Consider the following 26,663-nt stretch of genomic DNA (forward strand, 5'->3'; position numbering starts at 1 on the left):
TTTTATGTAAAAAATTTTAGTTATATATTAAAAAGGTTGTTAACCTTGCTGGTAACAACCTTTTTATTGTTTGAATTATAGCTTTACAACGTTTTTAGCTTGAGGTCCGCGGTTACCTTCTTCAACTTCAAAGCTAACTTCTTGACCTTCGTCAAGAGACTTGAAGCCGTCACCAGTGATAGCTGAGAAGTGAACGAATACATCGTTACCGTCTGCAACTTCGATGAAACCGAAACCTTTTTCGCTGTTAAACCATTTTACTTTACCTGTTAATGTCATGGTAATGCCTCCTAAAAGTAGAAAAATTACAATATGATCGGCCTTATTTGAATGAAAATAAAATTTCACATATTATCAAAAACCCATAAGGGGTACAAACTGTCCCTGATTGATACTTGATAATATGCAAAGAAAATATAGTGTTAAATTGACCTTAATTACTATCTTACAACAAATGGTGGGAAATAGCAAGTGCTGGTAATGCCACTGAGTAATCTGGGTGATAATAGTAAAGGCACAAAGGCACCTCTTTTATTTATATATTATTCCTAATTTGGATTTATGCAAAATCATGTAAGAAAAACTTAGAGTAAATATTAATAATGTATTTTTTGTGGTAAAATATGGTTGTTTACTGTTGGTAGTTAAATATTATAAAAGGAGAAAAGAAAGTGAAAAATAATTCATTTTTAATAATTGAAGCAGCAAAAGCAGGGAGAAAAAAGGTCCATCCAGTCTTTGCTGTAATATTAGCCATTATATTTTTGACTTTAGGCGAACTTTTTATGTTATTTATGTTATTTTTACCGAAAGCTGAAACGATATTCATGAAAGGTATTTATGACAATGTTAGAATGGTGTTAACGTTTGGCGGAGCTATATTTATTTTATTTATATGGGTTCGTTTTGTAGAAAAAAGACCTTTTTCATCCATTGGCTTTTGGAAAGAGAAATGGATGAGAAAGTATTTAAAAGGTGCGTTAATAGGGTTTTTATTTATTTCAACGCCAGTTATTTTACTATTATTAATGGGGAGTGTGAAATTGCAAGTACAACATATTACCTCAACAGTGATAGTAGGAATAGTAGGATCTCTAGTTGCCTTTTTAATACAAGGGGCAACGGAAGAAATTATTGTACGAGGTTGGTTATTCCCGGTTCTTTCTGTTAGAAGTCGTATATGGGTTGGAATAATTGTAACTTCATTTTTATTTGGATTTCTTCATCTACTTAATCCGGGAATTACAATATTATCTATATCGAATATAATATTAGTGGGTGTTTTCGCAGCTTTATATGTATTGAAAGAAGACGGTCTGTGGGGAATATGTGCATGGCACTCAATTTGGAACTGGGCTCAATATAATGTATATGGTTTTGCAGTTAGTGGCACAACTGTATATTCTACTCCAATTTTTAAGTCTATAACAAATGGACCAGAAACATTGCATGGAGGCACGTTCGGAATTGAAGGTAGTATCATTACAACAATCATGCTCACTATTGCTTCAATTGTTTTATGGAGAAAGTTATGGGGAAGAAAAGTGAAACAACGAAATTTTAGTTAATGAAAGAGGAAGAAACTATGGGGATAATAGCATTTGAGGGAGCAAGCGCTGTTGGTAAAAGTACCACGTGCCGTGAATTAGAAAAGAATTATGGTGCTTATATAATACCTGAAGTGAATTCTTTATTTGAAAGGCCAAAAAATGAACATAGAACATGGTATTTTGAAAAACAAGTTGAGCGCTGGAATATAGCTGTTCAGAAGTCAAAGCAATATGAATTAGTAATACTCGATGGCGATATATATCAGCCACTTAGTTATAATTGGTGTTTTCATTTTGATATATTTAATCAGCCATTATCTTTAATAGAAAATTTTTATAAAGAAAAGATGATAAATAGGGAAATTGGTTTTCCAGATCAATATTTTTATTTATATACGAACGATGAAGAACTTAGAAAGCGGAAAGTATCTGATGAGACGAAAAGAAGAAGAAACTTCGAAAAACATTTACATATATCAAAATCGTTTCAACGTTATTATGAAAATTTAAATACTGTTACAGATGGGTATTGTAAATTAATTGAGGCGAAAAGTGTAAGAAATAATGAATTAGAAATAGTGAAAAACTCAAAAAAATTGAACGTGTGTGAAGAAAGACGTTTTGATGTTTCGAAGTTAGATGTTATTACGAAGTGGTTAAAAGAAAATCGTGCATAAAGTAAAAACAACGAGTGTTGTAGAACGCAATCGTTGTTTTTTTGTTTCTTTATAAATATAAAGGAAAAATTTGTAGAATATTTTCATTATTTAACAGAATAATCTTTTAATTTCAAAGGAAAAGAAATACAATATGAGGAAGTATATATAAATAATATGATAGGGGATGCGATATTTTGAATGAAGTAACAGTTTTTATATAAGAAATAATTAGGTAGTCAGAACAGAGAAATTTGGGAGGAAACAAGCGCGATGAAAACACTATTTAAAATAATCGGTATTCTAGCTGGTATGGCGGTAATCGGAGTAGGTTTAACATATGGTATGCTGCATTATTTAAATAATAGTAAACCAGCTGCGAAAAAGGTATCACCAGCTGCTCCAGCAGTAGAAGTATTAGCTGATAGTAACGTAAAAGCAGAAGATGCAAAGCTTTTAGAAAATGGAAATTATTCATTGCCGAATAGTGGTTTTAATAAAAATTTTAAATGGACAGATGAGAACATACAGACAGCATTACATGAAATGGCACATCAAAAAGCGAAAGCTGATCAAAAGTGGGGCTATATTTTTATTACACAAGAGCGGATTGAAAGCTTAATTGATATTGTAAAGAGTAATGATCTTGTACAGGGAAGTACATATGTAGAAATTTTAGAACGATGGAAACAAGGAAAATATGAAAAAGTTGATGGGGATCACAATAAGATTTGGAAATTACAAAGTGGGAATTTAGGAGAAGGAAAAGGAGTAATGTCGGAAGCTGAGCAAAAAGAATTAATTAATCAAGTGTTTATGAACAAAGGTACATATTCAGGTAGTAAATTAATTGCAGGTGGGGGACAGACTAATAAATAGTATACTAATTAATGAAAGAGAGTAATTGCTTATTAGGCAATTACTCTTTTTCTATGTACGTCTTAATATTTTAGTCTCGTTCAAGTAAGGAAAGGAACGATTGTAATACCGGGGAAATCCATCTAGATTTATGATAGATTACATAACTTTGAATAACTGTTGGAGTTTCGATAGGTTGAAAACATAGTTGTCCTTTTTGGCAACTTTCTTGTACAACGATATAAGGAAGAATTGAAATGCCTAACTCACACATAACGGATTGTTTAATGACTTCAACATTGGAAGTTTCAAATGTTTTAGCTGGAATATTTCCAATTTGACATAAAAAACGATCTACCATTGGCCTATAGCCGCAGCTTTGTTCTGTAAAAATGAACTGGGTGTCTTGTAATAACTGGAATGGATTTGTATGCGCAGAGGAATAAGCTGGTAAAATCCATCCAAATGTTTCATTACTAAAAGTACGCGTAATAAAATCATTATGTTCTATACTTTCTCCAATTATGAAGACAACGTCTGTTTCTCCTTCACGTAATTTTTGTAATGCTTGTTCATTTGTGTTTGTTTCAAGTACGATATTTACTTTTGGATTTTTCTGTTTGTAAGTACGTAATAATTGTGGTAATTGGTATACCGCTAATGATTCATTAGATGTAATACTTAATGTACCTTCTAAATAATCTTTATTTTGGGGGATTTCTCGCGCTTTTTCATATATTGAAAGTAATTCTAATGCATAAGGATGAAATTGATGACCTGCTTTTGTAAGTAGCACTTTTTTCCCTAACCGATCGAAAAGAGGAATATGTAAATCGTTCTCTAAAGCTTTCATATGTGCTGTAACAGTAGATTGCGCATAACCTAGCGCATGCGCAGCCTTAGAAAAATTACCATACTTCACAATGGCGCAAAATGTTTTAACATGTCTCATTTCCATAAGCGATCCCTCTTTTATTATCATGATTTGTGAATGATTATATCATGTATTTTAATTTTCCAAATGATTAAATTCTGTATAAAATGAAATTGTAGAAATATTCATTTAGGTGATATTGGAGGAGAAAAGATGAAAAAAAAGGGCTATCATGTAGCTGTTGTTGGGGCTACAGGTGCGGTAGGGCAAAAAATTATTGAACTGTTAGAGAATGAAATGAAGTTTAATATAGTTGAAGTTACATTGCTTTCGTCAAAACGATCCGCTGGTAAGAAAGTAAGATTCAAAGGACGAGAGATAATTATAAAAGAGGCAAAAACAACTAGCTTTGAAGGTGTAGATATTGCCTTTTTTAGCGCTGGGGGAGAAGTATCTAGACAATTTGTAACTCATGCAGTTTCTAGTGGTGCGATTGTAATTGATAACACAAGTGAGTACCGAATGGCACAAGGTGTACCGCTCGTTGTTCCGGAAGTGAATGCGCATACTTTAAAGCAGCATAAAGGTATCATTGCAGTTCCAAATTGTTCAGCATTACAGATGGTAACAGCACTTCAGCCGATTCGAAAATCATTCGGTTTAGAAAGAATTATCGTTTCAACATATCAAGCTGTATCGGGTTCTGGCATTCATGCGATTCATGAATTACAAGAGCAGGCTAAGTCTATGCTTGCTGGTGAAGAAGTGAAAAGTAATATATTACCGGCGAAAAAAGATAAAAAACATTACCCAATAGCGTTTAATGTACTGCCTCAAGTAGATATATTTACAGACAATGATTTTACTTTTGAAGAAGTAAAAATGATTCAAGAAACGAAGAAAATATTAGAAGATGAAAACCTGAAAATGGCAGCTACTTGTGTACGTGTTCCAGTTGTATCAGGACATTCAGAATCGGTTTATATAGAACTGGAAAAAGAAGCAACCGTTGCGGAAATTAAGGAAGTATTAATGGATGCACCAGGTGTTATTTTGCAGGATAACCCTAGTAAACAGCTGTATCCAATGCCATTATATGCAGAAGGGAAAATAGATACATTTGTCGGAAGAATACGTAAAGATCCTGATATGCCAAACGGATTCCACCTCTGGATTGTTTCCGATAACCTATTAAAAGGTGCGGCTTGGAATTCAGTTCAAATCGCAGAGACTTTAGTAGAAAAGGGAATACTTTAATCTAGTTTGAAAAACCGGGGAATCGATAATGATTTTCCGGTTTTTATCCCGCTATTTGCTGGGCAGTAAGACCCCTACTGATTAAAGCTTCACTTTATTTAATAATTGTTTTCTTTATTTCGCCCAACTTTAATTTAAATTAGTCGTTATTGAATTTTTATAAATATCTACTTTATGTGCAGTGAAGCGTAAGGTTTTGGATTCTGCATGAATTGTTAGGTTAATAATAATCGATAACGGCATTTCGACCGTTTTCACAATATCTTCTATAGCAATATACTCATTTTCTACTTCGTTATAATAAACAACAGAACGAATTACTGCCTCGTTATTTTCAATGTCAATTTCACACATCATAGGGGATTTTTTACCATTATGTAAGAATAGTTCGCCTAGTACGATTGAACCGTTTAACTCCTCTGTAAAATTAGTAGTTGCTGCTAGTTTTACCCATGTTTCGTCATGTTCTTCGTTTTCCTCTTCATCTATTGCCCATTCCAAAATGGGGTTTTGTTTTAGGTCTTCAATAGTTAATTCATCAATTGGTTTGCAATTGCTCATACATAAATTCTCCTTTTGCTTTGATAAATAAGTTTCTTAGTTTCATGAATTAGATGATTGCTTATAAGTGGGGACAATGTATTGTTTTTGTTTATCGGATGTCAAATCACTTTATTTTGGAACTCTATTATTACCATAATCTTAACAAGGCAATTATCAGTTAGCAAATAATCATTAGTTGAGAGTTTTGATGAGGTCTGATGTGAAGGAAAGATAGTGAAAAACAACAGGAATGAATAAAAGTTCTTTAGTACTATGTGGTATAATATGGTAGTGTAAAGAGTGCGTTTATACAGGAGGGATTACCAATGCTAAAAGTTATGTTACCATTTGTTCTTATCTTTTTTCTTGTTATTGCGATGTATATTGCTTATCAAAAGAGAAAAAAATCTGGGATAAAAGGATTGAAAAGTGCGTTAACTTCTATTTGCTTCTTTTCACTCGCAATTTTAAATATGTTTGCATATTGGTTTCACTTTGGCGGTGCTTTTACTTGGTTATTTTCAATTGTATTATTGCTAGTTGGTGCATATTTTACTAAATATATTCCAATATCTAAAAAGGTACATTAAAATCTATAAGAGTTTAATATAATGTTTACTTTGTTTTGAAAAGAGATTATTCTACTAGATCGTTGTGAAACGGTTTCATAGGATAATCTCTTTTTTTAGTTTTGGAAAGAACTTACTGTGCTTTTTAGTTGTTCAATAAATTCTTGAGTTGCAGCACACATATATTTATCTTTTCTATAAATTAACCCTATTTCAATTGTTGGAGTAGGGTTTTCTATTTTAATAGCTTGAATGTTATTATTTTGTAAAAAGTCTATATATGGTTTGGGTAACACTGTAATTCCCATTCCTTTGGAAACCATTTGGATTAAAGATTCCATCGTGCTAATTTCTAAAATTGGTCTTGGTTTAAAGTTGAATTTTTGACAATGAGATGTAATTAGTTCGGTTAAAAAGAAATTTTTAGGTAAAAGAATTAAAGGATAGTTCTGTAATTCAGCAATAGATACATGATTACGTTCAGCTAATCGATGACCAGTGGGCACGACTAATGTAAGATCGCTTTTGTATAGAGGGATAGAGATAATCTCTTTATCTTGCACCGGGAGAAATGTAATTCCAATATCTAGTTCGTTTTGTAATAATTTTTCACGGATATCTCCTGTGCGAAGCCCTAATACAGAAAGCTCTATATTGGGATATAAATTATTGAAATTTAAAATAGTTAGTGGTAGTAAATAATTTACGACGGTTAACAAAGCCCCTATTGTTAAGGAACCTTGCTGTAATCCGTTTAGGTCTTGAATAGCTGAACGAGCTTGTTCAACTTCATGAAAAATGGTTTTACTATGTGATAATAAAATCTTTCCTGCTTCAGTTAAAGATATTTTTTTACCAATTCGATCGAAAAGTGGCATTCCTAGTTCATGCTCTAATGCACGTATTTGTTGACTTAGAGAAGGCTGTGAAATATTTAATTTCTCAGCTGCTTTTGTGAAATGTAATTCTTTTGAAACAGCTAAAAAGTATTCAAGTTGTCGTAATTCGATTGGAATCACCTCAAGTATAATAATAGGTTATACCTATCATTATTATATAAATAATTGAATTGAACAATGATTTTAGAGGTTTTATAATCATCTTTATATAACAGAGAGGGTTGTAAAAATTAATTGAGAGAAAATACATGTAACACCTTTAAAGGAGGAAATAGAATGGCTAATGAATATCAATTATTATCTTTAAATATAGGGTTACCAAAAGAGGTTATATACGGCGGAAAGGTAGTTCATACAGGCATAAATAAGAAACAAGTAAAGGAACCGGTATATTTATCCTTTGTAAAATTTAATGGGGATGGACAAGCTGACTTAGTTCATCATGGAGGAGTAGATAAAGCAGTTTGTGTTTATACTGGTGATCACTATCCATACTGGGAAAAAGAATTGAATCAAGATCTTGTATATGGGGCTTTCGGAGAAAATATAACAGTTAGTGGTATGAGCGAAGAGGATGTTTGTATTGGTGATACGTTTGAGCTAGGACAGGCAATCGTACAGGTAACACAACCAAGGCAACCTTGTTTTAAATTAGCAAAAAAATATAATATTCCAAAGTTACCACTATATTTTCAAGAAACAGGATATACAGGATTTTATTTTCGTGTATTAAAAGAAGGATGGGTATCATCAGTCGACACCTTAAAAAGACTACAGTCTGATCCAAAAGGTGTTTCAGTAGCATTCGCTAACCGTATCATGCATAAGGAAAAACAAAATATTGAAGGGGTAAAAAGGATATTAGAAGTAAATGCACTTTCAAATAGTTGGAGAAAGTCTTTTGAAAAGCGTATAAGTGGAGAAGAAATTAATACGAAGGAAAGACTTGAAGGGATAAAAGAATAAAAATATTTTATTATAAATAGTGTATTTCTATTAGTAAAAGCTAATTAGAAAGCGCTATTTTTATAAAATAAACTAATTAATATCCAGAAATCTTAATATTTTTTTATTCGACTTATTTTCAAATAGTCGAAACATAAAATTAATTAGACTTTTTTTTTATGTTTTATGATAGTATATTGATTGGTAAGACCTCTATTTTTAAGAGTAGGTCATATAAGTATATCTAATTTAATGGAATTTAACATTTGGAGGTACAACATGGGGAATGTTGAAAAATTGGCAAGTCTTCTAATAGAAGAACCGAAAAGAGAGCAGTTATTTCCTTTATTTGAAGAAGTGTTGGGAATTACAACTCAAACATTGAATGATTTTTCGGATAAAGGATATTGGGATGATACATATAAAGCTTTATCATTTTTACAAGAAGATAAAGTGATTGCAAATGTTGCGGCATTTTCACTCCCATTATTAATTAATGGTGAAAAAATAAATGCGGCGGGTATTCAATCAGTAATGACACACCCTAATTTCCGTAGACAAGGGCTAATGACACAATTAATGAGTAAAATGATAGAAGAAATCGATAAGAAATGTGAATGTGCATTATTGTTTACGGAAAAACCTGAACTATATACAGCATTTGGATTTAAAGTTGTGCAGGAATATTTGATGACTATACCATATGATAAAAATATTAATAATAACGATTCACTACTTAAAAAGTTAGATTTCTATAATATAGAGAATAGACAGTTAATACATGAAACTATTGATAGTAGCCAAAGACTTTCAAATAGTTTTTCAACTTTAAACTTCCATCCTTCATTTTATTTGAATATGTATGATTCGGAATGGAATGAGAAATTGTATTATTCAGAGAAACTAGATGCTTTAATCGTTTATGAAGTAGACAATGAAAAGTTGAAATTATTTGGAGTATTTGCGCCAGTACTTCCGGTTTTAGATGAATTATGTGGAGAAATCAATGAAAGGTTTACGGAAATCGAATTTTATTTTTCTCCGGATCAATTAGGGATTGAGGATGTACAGTTTACAGAATTACAGTCTAGCAAGTATTTAATGGTTCGAAGTGATAAAGAGTTAGATTTTAAAGGTTATAAATTTCCAGTATTAGCGGAGTTTTAAATGTCTATATAAATGCTTTATTATGGAGGAGCTATGAATATATCGTATATACCAGAACGTATTGAGCAACTCACTATAATGAATGTACCTGAATACTATAAAATTAATGATAATCATGCGTTTATTGTCCGTTCGAAAGCAGAAACCGATTTTTGGCTTAAAACACATTATGGTTTTGAAGTCATGAATGGTCATGTATTTTATAATGAGATGATGACAGACTTTCAAGCTGAAGTTCAGTTACGTATGAATCCAAATTCAAAATTCGATCAAGCAGGTCTTTTTGTTATGATTTCGGAGAACTGTTGGCTAAAAACATCTTTAGAATATATCCCTGAAGGGCCATCTCACTTAGGTGCTGTCGTAACGAATAATGGATATTCTGACTGGTCAACGCAAGATTATCCAACTGAAGCAGCTAAGCAACAACTTCGTTTTCGAATTATTCGAAAACGCGGTGATTATACAATATATGTGAAAAAGAGCCATCAATGGGAACAAATAAGAATCGCTCATTTAATGGAGGATATAGGAAATGAGCCTATTAAAATAGGTTTTTACACGTGTAGTCCTTCTAAAAATAAGGGATTTGAGACTGAGTTTTTAAATTTTACAATTGAAGAAATATAGATGAAAAAAACCGTATTCTTTTCATTAAGAATGCGGTTTTTGTATTTACATAATATAAAGCACATTTATTGACTAGAAAGTCATTAATACTTATCATTTAATAATGTTAAATATTAATTTGCATAATATAATAAAAGTAATGAAGAAATTACAAAAAATATCAATTAAATAAGGAGGGATATGAATTATTCAGTGGTAATTTTATGGGAAAAGGAGATTATGTATGAAATCATTTCGTAAGTTATTACAGTATTTAAAACCATACATGTTCTTCGCTATTATTGGACCGCTATTTATGGTACTTGAGGTTGCGATGGACTTAATTCAACCGACTATTATGCAACATATCATTGATGTTGGGATTGCAAATCGGGATTTAAATTATGTAATAAAAATGGGGCTTCTTATGATAGGAGCAGCAGCACTCGGTTTAGTTGGAGGGCTTGGGTGTATGATGTATTCTACAAAAGCAGCTGTTAATTTCGCTACAGACATACGAAAAGATGTGTTTGCGAAAATAGAAACATTTTCTAGTAATAATCGTGATTCATTTGGAACAGGTAAATTATTAACGATCGTGACGAATGATATCACTTCCATTCAATCAGCAATGACAATGACATTACGTGTTCTCGTTCGTGGTCCGCTGTTATTTATGGGAAGTATAATTATTGTTTTTGTAACAGCAAGAGAGTTATTTCCAATATTACTTGTAGTTGTTCCGATTTTATTACTTGCGATTATTTTAATTGCAAGTAAAGCAAGTGGTACATTTAAAAAGGTGCAAGAGGCATTGGACAAAGTGAATACAAAGTTACAAGAAAATTTATCTGGTGTACGTGTTATAAAAGCGTATGTAAGACAAAAATATGAAATCGCTCAATTTGGAAGTGTAAATACAAATTTAACGAAGATAAATATTCGAGCTGTGCAACTTATTTCTTTAATGATGCCAATCATTATGCTAGTTGTAAGTGGCGGGATTGTCGCAACATTATGGATTGGTGGAGAAAAAGTATTCAATGGAACGCTTCAAGTAGGAGCGATTTTGGCATTTATTAATTACTTGAATATCATTTTAATGTCACTTATGTCGATTAGCATGGTATTTATTCAAATTGCGCGAGCTTTTCCATCTGCGGATCGTGTACAGCAAGTGTTAAATACCGAGGTTGATATTATAAGCGAAGCGAATGCAATCGAACCTGAGAAAATCGAGGGGAATATCGAATTTAAAAATGTTAGTTATAGCTATACGAAAAATAATGAATACGTTTTAAAAGATATTTCGTTTAGCATACAAAAAGGTGAAAAAGTAGGGATTATTGGATCAACTGGAAGTGGTAAATCTATCTTAGCGAAACTGTTACCACGTCTATATGATGTGGATCAAGGTGAAATATGTATAGATGGAATAGATGTTAAAACATATGATTTGCAAAAACTCCGTGCTTCAATAGGGTTTGTACCTCAGAAGGCTTTGTTGTTCTCAGGTAGTATAGAAGAGAATTTACGTTATGGTAAAGAAAATGCAACACATGATGAGCTGGAAGTAGCAGCTGCATCAGCTTGTGCGACTGAGTTTATTAATAAGCTGGAAGAATCTTATCAATATAATTTAACACAAGGTGCGACAAATCTATCAGGTGGACAAAAACAACGTGTATCAATTGCAAGAGCACTTGTGAGAAAACCACCGATTCTCATATTAGATGATTCTACATCAGCAGTTGATGCAAAATCAGAGGCTACTATTCAAACAGCTTTAAAAACAAAATATAAAGGCACAACGACTTTATTAATCGCGTCCAAAATTTCTTCCATAATGGATGCGGATAAAATACTTGTATTAGATAATGGTGAATTAGTTGGCAATGGTACACATGAACAATTGTTAGAACGAAGTGAGGTTTATCAGGAAATTTATCTTTCCCAAGGTGGTAATTTGCATAAAGAAGGTGGGGAAGAACATGCGTAATTTTCAAGGACAATTTGCTAATAAAGGTGGACGAAATACGCCAAAGATGGGAAAAGCTAAAAATGCCCAAGGAACTGTAATGCGGATATGGAACTATATGGGCTATCAAAAAGCTGCTCTAATGTTTGTTATATTTCTAGTCGTTGTTACTACTTTACTTGGATTATTAGGTCCCTATTTTATGGGAGTCATTATAGATCAATATATTGTACCGAAAGATTTAAGTGGTACAGCAAGAATGTGTATGTTACTTATCGCGATTTACGGTGTAACTGTACTTTTAACATGGTTACAAACATTTGTCATGATTAACGTTGCATTAAAAACAATTCAAAAAATACGACAAGATATTTTTGAGAAAATCCAAACGCTTTCTTTACGGTTCTTTGATGTGCGTTCTCAAGGTGATTTAATGAGCCGTGTGACAAATGATATAGATAATTTGAACCAAGCTTTGACACAAAGTGTTGTACAAATTATTTCATCAGCGTTAACTTTTATAGGTGTAACGATTGCGATGTTCGCCTTAAATTGGATTTTAGCAATTGTAACTTTAATTACAGTACCTATTATGTTTTACGTTACAAAAAAACTAGTTGCATATAGTGGTAAAAACTTTGCGAAGCGTCAAAAAGATTTAGGTGAATTAAATGGATTTATTGAGGAAGCAATTACAGGTGCGGATGTTACGACGTTGTACGGAAAAGAAAAAGAAACTGTACAAAATTTCAATAAAATTAATGAACAGCTAAGAGTTTCAGCTACGAAGGCTGATACATTTTCAGCTTTTATTTTTCCAAGTATGAACTTTATTAATAACTTAGGTATGGGGCTTGTCATTGGGACTGGATCAGTTATGGTCTTAAACGGAATGACAACAGTAGGTGTTATTGCGGCTTTTATTAATTATTCTCGTCAATTCTCAAGACCGTTAAGTCAATTTGCGACTTTAATGAATACAATTCAAGCGGCAGTTGCTGGTGGAGAACGTGTTTTTGAGATTATGGATGAGGTACCAGAAATTCAAAATAAAAAAGACGCATTTGTTGTACAAAATTTACAAGGGCATGTTGCACTTGAGAATGTTTCATTTGGCTATGCAGAGAATAAAACGATTTTAAAAGAAGTGAGTCTTAAAGCGCAGCCAGGAGAGACAATTGCTTTAGTTGGTCCGACTGGATCAGGGAAAACAACAATCATTAATTTGTTAACTCGCTTTTACGATATACAGCAAGGACAAATTCATATTGATGAAAAAGATATAAAAGATTATGATATTAATTCTTTACGAAGTAAAATAGGAGTAGTTTTACAGGATACGTATTTATTTGCTGGTTCGATTATGGATAATATCCGTTATGGACGCTTAGATGCTACTGATGAAGAAGTTATCACTGCAGCTAAGGCAGCATCTGCACATTCTTTTATTAAGCATTTGCCAAATCAATATGAAACAGAAATTGCTTCAGAAGGATCGAATTTAAGTCAAGGGCAAAAACAACTTCTTGCGATTGCACGAGCAATTTTAGCAGATGCAGATATATTAATTCTAGATGAAGCGACATCTAATATTGACACAAGAACAGAATTACAAATACAAGCAGGACTAAATAATTTAATGAGAGGTCGCACAAGTTTTGTGATTGCTCATCGACTTAAAACAATTGAAAAAGCAGATCAAATCCTTGTTATAAAGGATGGGAGAATTTTAGAAAGAGGGAATCATGAATCTCTCATGGAAGATAAAGGATTCTACTTTGATTTGTATACGAGCCAGTTTAAAATATAGTAAAAGCATTGATATGTTGCGGTTTCTCTTGAGAGGAGAAACCGCATTTTTTTATATTTGTAAATATTATTCTAATGGTCTTTCAATACATAGTTTAACAGCATCCGCCTGCATTCCAGGTAAAACATGTGAATAGCGATTTAATATTATGAACATATCTTTATGACAGAAGTGTTCACTTGCAGTCTTTAGATGTATATCTTGTTTCAAAAGTAGTATAGCATGTGTATAACGTAAAGCATAAAATCGAACTTTAAAATTAAATAAAAAGAGGGCTGTTAAAAGCGCTCTGAGACAAACTATATATTTAGAGAGGAATCAAGATAATATATGGATATTGTTTGAGAATGTTGTAGGTTTTAATTAAAAATAAAGCACACATATAAGTGTGCTTTTATGAACGCTTTAGATTTGTATGACTATATAGTCAACATACAATAAAATATGCTTGTTTGATATAAATGTGTGTCAAATCTATAAAAATATATTTTAGTGTGTATAAGGAACATTAAATGTTAGTTAGCCAAGTCTTTTGTTTTTATCCCGCATTAACGGGCAACCCAATTGGTGAGGGCTAATAATCATGGAGGATGAACTAAACCCCAATGATTAAAGCTTCACTTTATTAACGAATTTGCGCAACCGTTAACGCTGCAGAACGAATATCTACTGTACCTATTACTTCAACGGGGACAATTTGAATTAAATCACCTGGGTTTAAGTTAATTAGAATGACACCACTTGATACATCGACTTCACCAGTTCCGATAATATTAGAACGGACTGCGGTTCCGGATCCTGCAATAACATTAGTCGATGAATTTAATGTCAAGAAAAAGCGTGCTGCTTCTGGGGCTACTGGAACGTTATCAAGACTAATCGTTAATGTATAGCTAATTTGATAAATACCAGCTACTTGAATTTTAATACCAGTTCCAGTACTAATTGTATCATTGATTACAGGGACAGTAATGTTAGGATTTGGGCCTGTACTAGGTAATAGTAGTGGTGTAAATAATGTTGCAAATTGAGGTGAAGTAGCATTGAAGGCAAAACCTAGGGCAGGTAGTGTACTAGGTGCTTGTGCTTCACAATTAAAATTAGTGAATTTACGAATGGATGAGCGCATATTTTCACTCCTTTCTTGTATTTAGATTTCGTGAGTATTAACTTCACGTTTTGGACAAGCATAATACAATATATGAAAATTTATAGTAGATAGTGCACAAGCGTTACTATTATGGATAAAGCTATGAATAATAAATACAATATCGAAAAAGCAGTTAGCTAATTTAGCTAACTGCTTAGTAGGTTCTCCAAGAGCAAATAGGCGAAAAAATATTGTGCTATATAAAAGATCACTATAGATAAGTGCTCTTTTTGAGAGTGAGTATAAATTTTTATTATTCTATTTAGTATATGCACTTGTATTATGTAGTTGCTACTAAAATTGATGTAAATTTTTAAAATTAGAGGTTTCTTTTAATGAAACCTCTAAAAAGACAACTAAAGTTACGTTATAGTAAATTCAATTGCGATAGGAGTGCCTCCATCTAGGACTGCTCCTCCTACAATAGTAGCAGCTGTAGTAGTCACACCAGTAATAGTATCACCTGTTTGAATAACACCATTAATATAAAGTGTTAAAAAGGCATAAGAAGCAGGGAATGTTGTTACAGCACCAGTGTCATCAGTGAAGTCTGTGTTAGCAAAAGTTAAATCTGCTCCAGCAGCAGTTCCTGTTGCTGCTGTGCTTACAAATCGTCTTCCAGCTATAAAAGGTTTAACGATAGGCATTTATGTTCACCCCTTTTTGAAAATTAACTCGGACAAGTGTTTTGAAAGTTTTGTCCTGTATCGTATAATATGCTGTGCTTCTACTAAGAGATACGGCTTGTATACTAGTAAATAAGTATAATTATTATGCGTTTTATAAGTTAGGTTCTTATAAGTAATTAAGTGGTTAAGGTTGGATTTTGTATATGGTATGTTTATGTAAAAAAAGAGAGCTCTTTTAGAAAGAGCTCTTAATCAAATTATTATCTTAGTGTTGGAGGGAGACTGGCGGCCTCAGTGACAGATGGTAAAAATAATTTCCGTGGTATTGTAATAAATTCAAGCGCAATTTGCTTTGGATAAAAAAGTATTTGAGTTAAATCTAGAGCATGTATTAATAGTATCATGAAGCTTGTAAGAATGATAAAACTACCCCAAAAGAAACTTTTTGAAGTGTTGCGAAAATCTTTTATTAAAGAAAAGAATGAAAAAAATGCGGTAACAATGAGAATGAAAAATTTATACTTATCAGCCATTGTAATCCTCCTAAAGAACAGTAATTTATATTATACCGTATTTTTCAATATTATTATAAAAAGATTTTAAAGTGAATAATAAAAAAAAATAAAGCCATAACTTAAAACATTAGTTTAGGTTCTATTGTTTGAATTCTTTGTTTTAGAAGGTATATAATCTGAATTTGAAAATTTTCCAAATGAATTACCATTTTTTATTTCTGATCCAACATCAAGTGCTGAATGAAATGGTATGAAAGATTATAGGCTAGTGATACGAGATTAAATAAGAGGAATTTGCGTGCAGCAAGAGTTCTAGCTCAGATTTCTACTAGAGAAAAGTATTTAGTTGGAGTTGGTATGTTAATAAAAAACGGATAGATGTCGAAACTAAATATTCATGACATTAAGGACAAAGATCAGGAAATATAATTTGGTATTCTGGGAATAACCGGAGATCCGTAGTTAAGGTTGCATAGTATTTGTATTTTTTTTCTAATTTTTCAATTGTTGTTAAGTGATGAGAACCTAATCCACGTCGTACACTATGTTGAGAAAGAGTCGGCCCAATTTGTAATTTTCGTTTTTTCATTGGATCGTTCCATGGACTGTAAAAAAATTTAAAAATAAAAGCAGGTTCCATGTAAATGCTATAAGGATAATGCGAACCATGTCTCCCGACTCTATAGTTCCCGTGCGAATTATTGTGAATTAATCTACCGTTAAGATATAGTTGATTTGGATTAGGTTGAATTATTATGCCGTGATAACGTTGTTTAACAAGCGGAGAACTATATCTTGGATTAGTGTAGCCATAAGTCGGTTCATCAATCATCATAATCATTCTTATTGAAAACATATTGCCGCCCATAGTGCTAAGTGATTTAAAAAATTGTTCTTTATTATAACAGCACAGGAATTCTGTCGTATTCAATACCATTTTCCATCCTGTAATTTCTCTTTCAATTTCCATAACTTCTTGATCAACTAAATAAGCATCAAATTCGAGTGATTTTGAGTTTCGTATTTCCCAATTAGGAGCGAATGTTTTACAGATTTCAACTGAACGATCAGTGGATCCACGATTAATAAGAATGCCATGATCAAATAGCTTTGTATGGTGCATTAACCACCATGGAAGTAAATATTCTTCATTGTAAAAATGAGAAATTAAAGTAGTCTTAATCAAAATCACCTCCGTATTTAACCTGCTTCTTATTTAATATGATATGGAAGGAAACCTATTGTTAGAAGGTTTCCTCTTAAAAGTTTTAAACCACATAGGGTATGTGAATGGATTAGTATATAAAGTAGTCTGATTTTTATTTTTTGAATATAAAAAAAGACACTCAATTGAGTGTCAATATAGTATTGCTCTCGCGTATAGGATTGGAGATGTTCCTCAAATACATATTGAGATGGTCTGTAAAGAAGAAACAATCTTCATCTTTAATGTAACATCGACATGGGTGAGTGTAAATTGATAATATATATACGGAAAATTTAGTATAGATGTTTTCTACTATGGATATAGTAAAATTTATTTTTATTACTTAATCACTATCGTAATATTTATCAATTGAGTATTTAGATTGTTTATTATAAAAACAATGAATCATTTTTTTAATCAATTCGTATAATTGTAAGAGAGGCACCTGTTGATCCGCCTCCAACTAAATTCACGACGGATAATATACCAAATAATTGTAGTGAGATTGTATTACCAGCATTTAAATTAGTAATTAAGTTATTACTATAATTTGAAGTGGATAAAGCGGGAGAAAAAATAGAGCCAGGAATTGGCGTAGAAGCGTTTAATAGTAGTCTAGTTCCAGCAAGTAGAGCGGTTGTCGTATTAACTTGATAGGTTAAATGATATCTTCCAGTTACAGGAATTGTAAATACGTCATTTGAAGCGTTAACTGTAAAATTACCGAGACTTTGGTTATTTGCCAGTGGAATGTTTGTTCCTCCTAATACGACTGAAACAGAACCACCTGATGTATTATTAGCGAACATAGAGTTTGTTGTAACGATTGAACCAGTACTTCCGGTAGGTCCAGTACTTCCGGTAGGCCCAGTACTCCCGGTAGGTCCAGTACTTCCGATAGGCCCAGTACTTCCGGTAGGTCCAGTACTTCCAGTAGATCCAGTATTCCCGGTAGGCCCCGTAAGCCTGTAAGGGAAAATAATGTCAAGAGCCATTGACATTAGTTCCTTTTTTCTAATTTCATTATTATCTTGAATATAAATCACCTCATCTTTTTAAATAAGAATGTTATAGATTTAATACTTTTTAAATAGAATGATCAATTTATTATATTAATAATAGTGGCTATAGCAACGGTAAAATGTTTAATACATGTAATAATTATTATGAGAAGAAAAGAGAATAGTTATAAAGTTATTCTTTAATGATAAGGTCTAAATGATATGTATGAGTTAAAAAACATGTGGAATGAGGTATTAACTTGAAACGCAATGACAAATTATCATTGAATAAGGGGATGATAGGACCAGAAAATATTGGACCTACATTTCCGATTCTTCCACCAATTTATATTCCAACCGGAGCAACAGGACCAACTGGAATAACGGGACCGACCGGAGCGACAGGGATAACAGGAGCAACCGGAATAACGGGAGCAACCGGAGTAACAGGACCGACTGGAATAACGGGACCGACCGGAATAACAGGACCGACTGGAATAACAGGACCGACTGGAATAACAGGACCGACTGGAGTAACAGGACCGACCGGAGCAACGGGACCAATTGGAATAACGGGACCAATCGGAATAACGGGGCCGCCCGGAATAACAGGAGCAACCGGAATAACAGGACCGACCGGAGCAACAGGACCAATTGGAATAACCGGGCTAACCGGAATAACGGGACCAACCGGAGCAACGGGGCCGTCCGGAGCAACAGGAGCAACCGGAATAATGGGACCAACTGGAGTAACCGGGCTAACCGGAGCAACGGGACCAACTGGAATAACGGGATCGCCCGGAATAACGGGACCAACCGGAGAAACAGGCCCGACCGGAGCAACAGGCCCAACCGGAATAACAGGCCCAACCGGAGAAACGGGACCGACCGGAGAAACAGGCCCGACTGGAATAACGGGGCCGACCGGAGAAACGGGGCCAACCGGAATAACAGGCCCGACTGGAATAACGGGGCCGACCGGAGAAACGGGGCCAACCGGAATAACAGGCCCAACCGGAGAAACAGGCTCGACCGGAGAAACAGGCCCAACCGGAATAACAGGCCCAACCGGAGAAACGGGGCCGACCGGAGCAACAGGCCCTACTGGGGGTATTGGTCCTATCACAACAACCAATTTGTTATATTATACTTTTGCAGATGGAGAGAAACTTATATATACAGATGCCGATGGGATACCTCAATATGGTACAACGAATATATTATCGCCTAGTGAAGTTTCATATATTAATTTATTTATTAATGGAATAATGCAACCACAGCCATTATATGAGGTGAGTACTGGTAAATTAACTTTATTGGATACTCAACCTCCATCGCAAGGATCTTCAATTATATTACAATTTATCATTATTAATTAAAAGGACAGATCCTTAATGAAAAGGAATCTGTCTTTTTTTGTTTTATATTTAAATAGTTAAAATTAAGTGAAGGTACATTCAATTTCTAGCTGTCATAAATGGTTGAATGATAGGAATTTTAACTTCAATCCTTTTCACAGTGTATTGGAATAAAATATAAAATGAATTTTTCAATATATTATATGAGAGTTCTCTATAATACAAACGGCTTCATGCTTAAAAAGAGAACACAATCTTAGTAAAGAAATAATGTATATTTATATAAAAAAATAGCACTGTTAATTGTTGAGTATATTCAAATTAATATGTGTATTTAAACCTAAGAGATAAACGTGGAAAAATAAAATAAACCCGTAAGTTTAGGTATTTAATCTAAGCAGTCAATTATTAAAAACATATAATTAATATGTGAGTCATGAACATAATTAAATAGCGTTTGTAAGTTTAATTATATTTCATGTTTCCTATTTTAAGTCAATATATAACATATTTTTTTACAACTTTATGATCCTTATAATAGGAAAAACTCAAATATAAAACAAGTAAGGAGGACATAAATGACAAACAATAATTGTTTTGGTCATAACCACTGCAATAATCCGATTGTTTTCACTCCAGATTGCTGTAACAATCCACAAACAGTTCCAATTACTAGTGAGCAATTAGGTAGATTAATTACTTTACTAAACTCTTTAATAGCGGCTATTGCAGCGTTTTTTGCAAATCCAAGTGATGCAAACAGATTAGCTTTACTCAATTTGTTTACTCAACTATTGAACTTACTAAATGAATTAGCACCTTCCCCAGAAGGGAATTTCTTAAAACAATTAATTCAAAGTATTATTAATTTACTACAATCTCCTAACCCAAATCTAAGTCAATTACTTTCTTTATTACAACAATTCTACAGTGCTCTTGCACCATTCTTCTTCTCTTTAATTATTGACCCTGCAAGTTTACAACTTTTATTAAACTTATTAACTCAATTAATTGGTGCTACTCCAGGAGGCGGAGCAACAGGTCCAACAGGTCCAACAGGTCCAGGAGGCGGAGCGACAGGTCCAACAGGCCCAACAGGAGCGACAGGTCCAGCAGGTACTGGTGGAGCAACAGGTTTAACAGGAGCAACAGGTTTAACAGGAGCAACAGGCTTAACAGGAGCGACAGGCCCAACGGGAGCAACAGGTTTAACAGGAGCAACAGGTTTAACAGGAGCAACAGGCTTAACAGGAGCGACAGGTCCAACAGGAGCAACAGGTCCAACAGGAGCAACAGGTTTAACAGGAGCAACAGGTTTAACAGGAGCAACTGGTGCAACTGGTGGCGGAGCTATTATTCCATTTGCTTCAGGTACAACACCATCTGCGTTAGTTAACGCGTTAATAGCTAATACAGGAACTCTTCTTGGATTTGGATTTAGTCAGCCTGGTGTAGCTTTAACTGGTGGAACAAGTATCACATTAGCATTAGGTGTAGGTGATTATGCATTTGTAGCACCACGCGCAGGGGTTATTACGTCATTAGCTGGTTTCTTTAGTGCAACAGCTGCATTAGCTCCATTATCACCTGTTCAAGTGCAAATACAAATATTAACTGCACCTGCAGCAAGCAATACGTTTACAGTACAAGGCGCACCTCTTTTATTAACACCAGCATTTGCCGCAATAGCGATTGGTTCTACAGCATCAGGAATCATACCTGAAGCTATTCCAGTAGCAGCTGGGGATAAAATACTGTTATATGTTTCATTAACAGCAGCAAGTCCAATAGCTGCAGTTGCTGGATTTGTAAGTGCAGGTATTAATATCGTTTAATTTGTTACAATGTTTAGTAGGAAATTAAACAGGGGTTTGTATATAGTCCTTCCTAATAAATTTAGGAAGGACTATATTTTTTGAGGAAATAAGTAATAAATCAATTGAATAATTACTCTTTATTAAGTTCGTATAAAAAAGTATAATTTACCCTTTCTCATTTAAGGCATAAGTTATGTAACTTTAAAAATTTCCGATCAGCAAAAAAAGATGAATTCTTTTAAAAAAGAATTCATCCATAAAATAAACTATTTATTTTTATTGCAGTTACATCCTTTTTTCTTTACATAGCCTTGCTCGGCTAAGTCTCTTTGCGATTGGGAATTGGAAGATTGAGAATTGGAAGATTGAGAGGATGCTGAAGAGCTACTATTTTTATTATAAGAGTAGTTTTTTCGATAGTTATAATTACTCATAGTACTATCACCTCCAATTTAATATATAAATATTATATGTATGTACACTATCAATTGTTACTATTTTTAATAGGAAGAGAAGATACAATAAAAAAATCTCCTCGGTATTTTCCTAGGAGATAAACTGTGTTTTTTTGAAAATTTACAAATTAATAGCCCCAGTAAAGAGGAAAGTAATAAGAATCTTGGTGATGCGGATTATGTTGTTGAGCGAGGGGCTGGGTTGGATAATTTTTCGTTTCACGGTTTTGATTGCAGTTTGCCGGAGGACCAATTACAGTAGTTGATTGAATAGGGGAAACCGCTTGTTTCCATTGTTGTTCATTGAGGCAGTAAGTATGGGCCATCATATGAGCCGGAGTTAATCTTAAAATATCAGAACCGAAAATAACTTCTGGCGCTGGGGCATTGAAAATAGCTAATAAATGAGTATTATCTGCTGTAGCAATTTCATAATGCCACCACGCTTGTGGAATGTTGGCAACTTGCCCCGGTTTTATCGGTAAGTTTAAAATTTGATTCGTAAATGGATTAAGTAAAGAAACAACAGCAGACCCTGAAATACAATAAACAAGTTCAGCTGCATTTTGATGAATATGTGGTTCTACAACATTTCCTGTACTTAAATAAATATCTAATAAAGAAGTATTTTCTAAAGTATTTAATTGTTTAATACCGAGTACATTTATATAATTTTGGGCATCTTTCCGAAAAAAATTACTTTTATTTACATTATAAGTAAAATTGGTTGAGGGAGAGGTATAGTCGATGTTGGCAGTCAATTGTATTACCCGCCTTTCTATAGGGAAGTTAGGTTACAAAATTAGGATATGAGTCTAGTCTTTGTTTTGTGCTGTTGTCGGCAGCTTAATAAATTCACTTATTTCATAAAGAATAAGGTGTTAATACTAAACTATATTCGTATTCCCATTCATACTTTGGATTGATGGAAAAAAGTAATGAAAATGTTAATTTAAAAGTACATCAATCATTTATAAGGAGTGAATGTTCATGTCATTTAGTGAAATGATTAGAAATGAAGTACTCAGCTGGGCGGGTGTTTCTGAAAAACCGCATCGATTTGGTGGTATTGAAATAAATTATGGTAAGAAAGAACTTGGCCATCTTCATGGTGATAAATTAGCTGATTTACCATTTCCGAAGTTAAAGCGAGATGAATTAGTGAAGCAAGGATTGGTAAAACCACATCACGTATTACCTGAATCAGGATGGATCAGTTATTATATAAAGAGTGAAGAGGATATTCCATTTGCAATTGAGTTATTTCGTATGCAATATGACCGAATTAAAAAGTAATGAAATAAAGTAGGGTAATAAAAATTTATTTTCATGTCACATCCCTCCTTAATCGTTCGTCTTGTATGTAGAACGATAAGGAGGGATTTTATTATGAATACATTTGATGTAGCAATTATTGGCGGTGGGCTTGCTGGATTAACAGCATCTATATATTTAGCGAAAGCTGGAAAGAAAGTGATTGTATTAGAAAAATCCAGTCAATTCGGTGGCCGAGGGATGACTATAAATAAAAATGGAATCTGCATGAATCTTGGTGCACATGCTTTATATAGAGGCGGAGCAGCGTTTATAACTTTTAATGAGCTCGGTTTGAATCTTCCAGGTGGAATACCATCTACAAAAGCACATGGAATATGGAAAGGGGATATATTCACCATCCCAACAGATTTTCGCTCAATTTTATCAACACCACTACTTTCGTGGTCTGCAAAAGTACAATTCTCACGTCTTATGATTCGTTTAGGAAATTTAGATGTAGGAGAAGTTCCGAAAATGAGTCTAACTACATGGGCAGAAAATGAAATAAAAGATCCAATGGTTCGCAATATATTTTATGCGCTATGCCGGACAACAACATATACGTTTGCTCCTACAATACAATTAGCATCATCTGTACTAAAGCAAATACAGCTTTCTATAAAAGCAGGAGTGCTTTATGTAGATGGTGGTTGGGAGACGATAATAACAAAATTAAGAGATTTAGCGAATGATGTCGGGGTAAAATTTTTGGCTAAAAAGCATGTTTTGGAAATAGAGCATTATGAAGATAAACAAAGAATACATTGTGTTGATGATGAGGTTTTTGAAGTAGGTACAGTCATCGTGACGACTCCGCCAAAAGAGGCTTGTAAAATAATAAAAGGTGCAGAAGGAACAAGTTTGCATAGATGGAGTGAACAATCGGTACCGGTTACTGTTGCTGCATTAGATATTGGCTTGAGACAATTACCCAATCCTACACATCAATTTGTATTAGGATTAGATCAACCTATATTTTTCACAAATCAATCGAGAGCAGCTAAATTAAGTGAAGATGGATCAATTGCAGTGAGTCTAATTAAGTACCATAATCCTATGCTAGAGATGAATCATATTCATGAAGATAAAGAACAGTTGGAAAGTACGATGGAGTTGTTACATCCAAATTGGAAAAGAGAAGTTGTTGCACAGCAATATTTACCGAAAATAACAGTAGTACATGATTTTCCTCATATTGACCGTGTTGAAAAGCCGGGTCCTAATATACCTGAAATGCCAGGTGTTTATGTTGCAGGAGATTGGGCAGGGCATGATGAAATATTAGCTGATGCTGCGGTAGCAAGCGGGAAACGTGCAGCGTTACACATTTTAAAGCAATATGAAAGTGAGGCAGTTCATCATGGAAACGGAGCAGTTATATGAAGCGTATCAACCATTATTATTTTCGTTAGCATACAGAATCCTTGGGAGTGTTATGGATGCTGAGGATATCGTTCAGGATGTATTTATCTCGCTAAATAATATAGAAGATCCTCAATCTATAGAAAATATGAAAGCATATTTATGTAAGATGGCGACAAATCGTTCAATTGATAAATTACGATCGGCAGCGCATAAACGTAACGTGTATGTAGGGATGTGGTTGCCAGAGCCAATTGTAGAAGAGAGTGATGAGCCATCAAAGTCATTTATAATGAAAGAATCCCTTTCCACCGCATATTTATTACTTTTACAACAATTATCTGAGGTAGAAAGGATTGTTTTCATATTAAGAGAGGTTTTCAGTTATGAATACGAAGAAATAGCTTCAATTGTTGATAAGAGTAGTGTGAACTGCAGGAAAATCTTTCAACGTGCTCGAAAAAGCATGTTGGAGAAACCGAAGCAATCAAAATTAAGCACGGAGAAAATGGCTTCTTATGTTGAAAAGTTTGTATCATCATTACAGTGTGGGGATGCGGAAGGTATGTTAGAAGTATTAAAAACAGATGCTATACTCAAAGCTGATGGTGGTGGTAAAGTTACGACTGCTATTAACCCGATTTATTCTGCGGATCGAATTATACGTTTGTTCTTTGGGATTGCACAACGATTGACAGAAGAGTACACTGTTGATTTCAAAATGGTCAATGGTATACCAGGAGTTATAGTTACAATAAATAATAAAGTAACTTATGTTCTTTCGTTTGCATTTGAGGATGAGAAAATTTCAAATATTTATATGATGGTTAACCCTGAAAAACTTATGCATTTAAATGTAAAAATATAAAAAAGCGCATTTCTTCAGAAATGCGTTTTTTTATTATTTTTCTAACATTTCAAGAGGTACATCTTTTTCGCCAGCTACCTCAAATTTAATTTCCCCGTCTTCTTCATAAATACGTGTAATAATCGGTATAGTAATCATTAATTTTTTATGCTGCTTTCGTTTTCGAGCAGCATCTAAGCTAATCACGTTCATTTGTAAGCATCCTTTCTTCTGGAAATATATAAACAAAGAAAATGCGTCCGAAAAGGGCGCTTAATTGAATTTGAAATACCGATTCATTTAAATGGGGTTTATATAATTTAATAACTGCAATTTTAATATGAAATAATATGAATGGAATAATTGCACGTAGAAATTAACTTTACCAAAAAACGAAACAATATGCTATAAAAAATTATAAATCTTTGTCATATAACAGGAAAAAGGTTTTTGTTTCGCATATAATAAAAAGTAGACGGGCAGCAAGAGCTTTTTCATCATATTGCTTTGGAAAGGCGATGAAAAAAATGGATACGTTAGATTCATTATTATTTCAACTTGAACAATATGGAGAAGAGCATGATCGAAATAAAAAAACACGGGAAGAAAAATTACGGAATATTACTCGTGAGATGGGGCAATTTTTATCAATTTTAGTAAAAGGGTGTAGCGCAAAAAACATTTTAGAAATCGGAACTTCTAATGGCTATTCTACATTGTGGTTAGCTAATGCGGTAGAAGAAACAAATGGAAATGTAACAACTGTAGAGCTTTCTTCAGAACGAGTTGGAGAGGCACTTGTCAATTTTGAAAAGGCAAACCTTTTACAAAGGATTGATGTTCATAATCAAGAAGCAGGGGCATTTTTAGATGCGCAATTAGATCATTCATTTGATTTTATTTTCCTAGATTCAGAGCGTACGCAATACATGTGGTGGCTTGAGCATATAAAACGCATTTTACAACCAAAGGGTTTTCTTGTTGTTGATAACGCAACCTCTCATGCGAGTGAATTAGATGAGTTTATAAAAATGATAGAAGAAGATGAAATGTTTGAAACGGTTTTATTGGCATTTCAAAATGGAGCATTTGTAGCGCATAAGAAGAAATAGGGTATAGCGTAATATAATTATCACATTGAAAAAGGGTGTATGTCAAAAGATTGAGTACAGTAGGATAGGAAGAACATAATTTATAGTAACATACGAAGAATCCGCCTTCAGCATGTCGTTCTCTAGGTCTTAAGTCTGAGGAAAATTATGTTGATTACAGGTATACTTATAGTAAGAA

The 26,663-nt window shown here is 33.5% G+C and carries 27 protein-coding genes; 16 read left to right on the forward strand and 11 right to left on the reverse strand.

Features of this window, described 5'->3' with window-relative positions; translation table 11 throughout:
• Positions 1-75: 75 nt before the first annotated feature.
• Positions 76-279, reverse strand: coding sequence for a cold-shock protein CspD (gene cspD, locus MKY21_RS11845; RefSeq protein ID WP_000176366.1), 204 nt, complete (start codon positions 277-279; stop codon positions 76-78).
• Between the two features lie 392 nt (positions 280-671).
• Here cspD and MKY21_RS11850 point away from each other — a divergent pair, with 392 nt between their 5' ends.
• The 3 genes from MKY21_RS11850 to MKY21_RS11860 all read left to right on the forward strand — a co-directional run bounded on the left by MKY21_RS11850 (position 672) and on the right by MKY21_RS11860 (position 3,085).
• A complete protein-coding gene (locus MKY21_RS11850) occupies positions 672-1,568 on the forward strand; it encodes a CPBP family intramembrane glutamic endopeptidase (RefSeq protein WP_016117898.1) in 897 nt (298 codons plus the stop codon).
• On the forward strand, positions 1,568-2,227 hold the full coding sequence (locus MKY21_RS11855; protein WP_000656807.1) for an AAA family ATPase: 660 nt from the start codon (positions 1,568-1,570) through the stop codon (positions 2,225-2,227). Before MKY21_RS11850 ends, MKY21_RS11855 begins: the two co-directional genes overlap by 1 nt.
• A 252-nt stretch (positions 2,228-2,479) precedes the next feature.
• Positions 2,480-3,085: a PRK06770 family protein gene (locus MKY21_RS11860; RefSeq protein WP_137070653.1), complete on the forward strand. Its 606-nt coding sequence runs from the start codon at positions 2,480-2,482 to the stop codon at positions 3,083-3,085.
• A 70-nt stretch (positions 3,086-3,155) separates the two neighbouring features.
• On the opposite strand, the gene MKY21_RS11865 is transcribed toward MKY21_RS11860, so the two are convergent.
• Positions 3,156-4,022: a LysR family transcriptional regulator gene (locus tag MKY21_RS11865; RefSeq protein WP_098782340.1), complete on the reverse strand. Its 867-nt coding sequence runs from the start codon at positions 4,020-4,022 to the stop codon at positions 3,156-3,158.
• Between the two features lie 129 nt (positions 4,023-4,151).
• Here MKY21_RS11865 and MKY21_RS11870 point away from each other — a divergent pair, with 129 nt between their 5' ends.
• Entirely contained in the window at positions 4,152-5,195 is a 1,044-nt protein-coding gene (locus tag MKY21_RS11870; protein ID WP_016117900.1) for an aspartate-semialdehyde dehydrogenase, read from the forward strand.
• Between the two features lie 129 nt (positions 5,196-5,324).
• Here the strand turns inward: MKY21_RS11870 and MKY21_RS11875 are convergent, their stop codons facing one another.
• Positions 5,325-5,756, reverse strand: coding sequence for a hypothetical protein (locus tag MKY21_RS11875; RefSeq protein WP_341076311.1), 432 nt, complete (start codon positions 5,754-5,756; stop codon positions 5,325-5,327).
• Positions 5,757-6,064: 308 nt separating this feature from the next.
• Here MKY21_RS11875 and MKY21_RS11880 point away from each other — a divergent pair, with 308 nt between their 5' ends.
• Entirely contained in the window at positions 6,065-6,328 is a 264-nt protein-coding gene (locus tag MKY21_RS11880; protein WP_000921858.1) for a hypothetical protein, read from the forward strand.
• Between the two features lie 95 nt (positions 6,329-6,423).
• Here MKY21_RS11880 and MKY21_RS11885 read toward each other — a convergent pair whose 3' ends face one another.
• Positions 6,424-7,326, reverse strand: a complete 903-nt coding sequence (locus MKY21_RS11885) for a LysR family transcriptional regulator (RefSeq protein ID WP_016117902.1) — start codon at positions 7,324-7,326, stop codon at positions 6,424-6,426.
• Positions 7,327-7,482: 156 nt separating this feature from the next.
• Between MKY21_RS11885 and MKY21_RS11890 the strand changes: the two genes are divergently transcribed.
• The 5 genes from MKY21_RS11890 (at position 7,483) to MKY21_RS11910 (ending at position 13,715) form a co-directional block, all read left to right on the forward strand.
• Entirely contained in the window at positions 7,483-8,172 is a 690-nt protein-coding gene (locus tag MKY21_RS11890; protein ID WP_086392405.1) for an MOSC domain-containing protein, read from the forward strand.
• A 258-nt stretch (positions 8,173-8,430) separates the two neighbouring features.
• Positions 8,431-9,318 carry a GNAT family N-acetyltransferase gene (locus MKY21_RS11895; protein ID WP_044797081.1) on the forward strand — a complete coding sequence of 296 codons (888 nt, stop codon included), beginning with the start codon at positions 8,431-8,433 and terminating at the stop codon, positions 9,316-9,318.
• Positions 9,319-9,351: 33 nt separating this feature from the next.
• Positions 9,352-9,948, forward strand: a complete 597-nt coding sequence (locus MKY21_RS11900) for a DUF1349 domain-containing protein (protein ID WP_016109944.1) — start codon at positions 9,352-9,354, stop codon at positions 9,946-9,948.
• A 223-nt stretch (positions 9,949-10,171) separates the two neighbouring features.
• Positions 10,172-11,926, forward strand: a complete 1,755-nt coding sequence (locus MKY21_RS11905) for an ABC transporter ATP-binding protein (protein WP_341076318.1) — start codon at positions 10,172-10,174, stop codon at positions 11,924-11,926.
• On the forward strand, positions 11,919-13,715 hold the full coding sequence (locus MKY21_RS11910) for an ABC transporter ATP-binding protein (protein WP_016117906.1): 1,797 nt from the start codon (positions 11,919-11,921) through the stop codon (positions 13,713-13,715). Before MKY21_RS11905 ends, MKY21_RS11910 begins: the two co-directional genes overlap by 8 nt.
• Before the next feature lie 625 nt (positions 13,716-14,340).
• On the opposite strand, the gene exsF is transcribed toward MKY21_RS11910, so the two are convergent.
• The 5 genes from exsF to MKY21_RS11935 all read right to left on the reverse strand — a co-directional run bounded on the left by exsF (position 14,341) and on the right by MKY21_RS11935 (position 18,262).
• Positions 14,341-14,844 (reverse strand): exosporium protein ExsF, encoded by a 504-nt coding sequence (exsF, locus tag MKY21_RS11915; RefSeq protein ID WP_001257881.1) that lies wholly within the window; start codon positions 14,842-14,844, stop codon positions 14,341-14,343.
• Positions 14,845-15,227: 383 nt separating this feature from the next.
• Positions 15,228-15,512 (reverse strand): DUF4183 domain-containing protein, encoded by a 285-nt coding sequence (locus MKY21_RS11920; RefSeq protein ID WP_001123247.1) that lies wholly within the window; start codon positions 15,510-15,512, stop codon positions 15,228-15,230.
• Positions 15,513-15,754: 242 nt separating this feature from the next.
• Positions 15,755-16,027 carry a hypothetical protein gene (locus MKY21_RS11925; protein ID WP_000774116.1) on the reverse strand — a complete coding sequence of 91 codons (273 nt, stop codon included), beginning with the start codon at positions 16,025-16,027 and terminating at the stop codon, positions 15,755-15,757.
• 385 nt (positions 16,028-16,412) lie between these two features.
• Positions 16,413-17,195 carry a glycosyltransferase family 2 protein gene (locus tag MKY21_RS11930; protein WP_000598287.1) on the reverse strand — a complete coding sequence of 261 codons (783 nt, stop codon included), beginning with the start codon at positions 17,193-17,195 and terminating at the stop codon, positions 16,413-16,415.
• Between the two features lie 434 nt (positions 17,196-17,629).
• A complete protein-coding gene (locus MKY21_RS11935; protein WP_080467900.1) occupies positions 17,630-18,262 on the reverse strand; it encodes a BclA C-terminal domain-containing protein in 633 nt (210 codons plus the stop codon).
• Between the two features lie 215 nt (positions 18,263-18,477).
• Between MKY21_RS11935 and MKY21_RS11940 the strand changes: the two genes are divergently transcribed.
• On the forward strand, positions 18,478-19,596 hold the full coding sequence (locus tag MKY21_RS11940; protein ID WP_341076322.1) for a DUF4183 domain-containing protein: 1,119 nt from the start codon (positions 18,478-18,480) through the stop codon (positions 19,594-19,596).
• Positions 19,597-20,153: 557 nt separating this feature from the next.
• The gene (locus MKY21_RS11945; protein ID WP_283746628.1) at positions 20,154-21,410 is read left to right on the forward strand and encodes an exosporium glycoprotein BclB-related protein; all 1,257 of its coding nucleotides are present in this window, start codon (positions 20,154-20,156) and stop codon (positions 21,408-21,410) included.
• 565 nt (positions 21,411-21,975) lie between these two features.
• Here MKY21_RS11945 and MKY21_RS11950 read toward each other — a convergent pair.
• Positions 21,976-22,608 carry a cupin domain-containing protein gene (locus MKY21_RS11950; protein WP_086392409.1) on the reverse strand — a complete coding sequence of 211 codons (633 nt, stop codon included), beginning with the start codon at positions 22,606-22,608 and terminating at the stop codon, positions 21,976-21,978.
• Positions 22,609-22,837: 229 nt separating this feature from the next.
• Between MKY21_RS11950 and MKY21_RS11955 the strand changes: the two genes are divergently transcribed.
• From MKY21_RS11955 to MKY21_RS11965, 3 genes are all read left to right on the forward strand, one after another.
• Positions 22,838-23,143 (forward strand): luciferase domain-containing protein, encoded by a 306-nt coding sequence (locus MKY21_RS11955; protein WP_000010317.1) that lies wholly within the window; start codon positions 22,838-22,840, stop codon positions 23,141-23,143.
• A 93-nt stretch (positions 23,144-23,236) separates the two neighbouring features.
• Positions 23,237-24,547 (forward strand): phytoene desaturase family protein, encoded by a 1,311-nt coding sequence (locus tag MKY21_RS11960; RefSeq protein WP_001091200.1) that lies wholly within the window; start codon positions 23,237-23,239, stop codon positions 24,545-24,547.
• Positions 24,525-25,394, forward strand: a complete 870-nt coding sequence (locus MKY21_RS11965; RefSeq protein ID WP_000447142.1) for a sigma-70 family RNA polymerase sigma factor — start codon at positions 24,525-24,527, stop codon at positions 25,392-25,394. Before MKY21_RS11960 ends, MKY21_RS11965 begins: the two co-directional genes overlap by 23 nt.
• Before the next feature lie 33 nt (positions 25,395-25,427).
• Here the strand turns inward: MKY21_RS11965 and MKY21_RS11970 are convergent, their stop codons facing one another.
• Entirely contained in the window at positions 25,428-25,586 is a 159-nt protein-coding gene (locus MKY21_RS11970) for a hypothetical protein (RefSeq protein WP_001100984.1), read from the reverse strand.
• A 305-nt stretch (positions 25,587-25,891) separates the two neighbouring features.
• On the opposite strand from MKY21_RS11970, the gene MKY21_RS11975 reads away from it, so the two are divergent.
• Positions 25,892-26,485, forward strand: coding sequence for an O-methyltransferase (locus tag MKY21_RS11975; protein WP_001999789.1), 594 nt, complete (start codon positions 25,892-25,894; stop codon positions 26,483-26,485).
• The last annotated feature ends 178 nt before the right edge of the window (positions 26,486-26,663 follow it).

The sequence above is a fragment of the Bacillus sp. FSL R9-9497 genome (assembly GCF_038005805.1).
GTDB lineage: Bacteria > Bacillota > Bacilli > Bacillales > Bacillaceae_G > Bacillus_A > Bacillus_A cereus.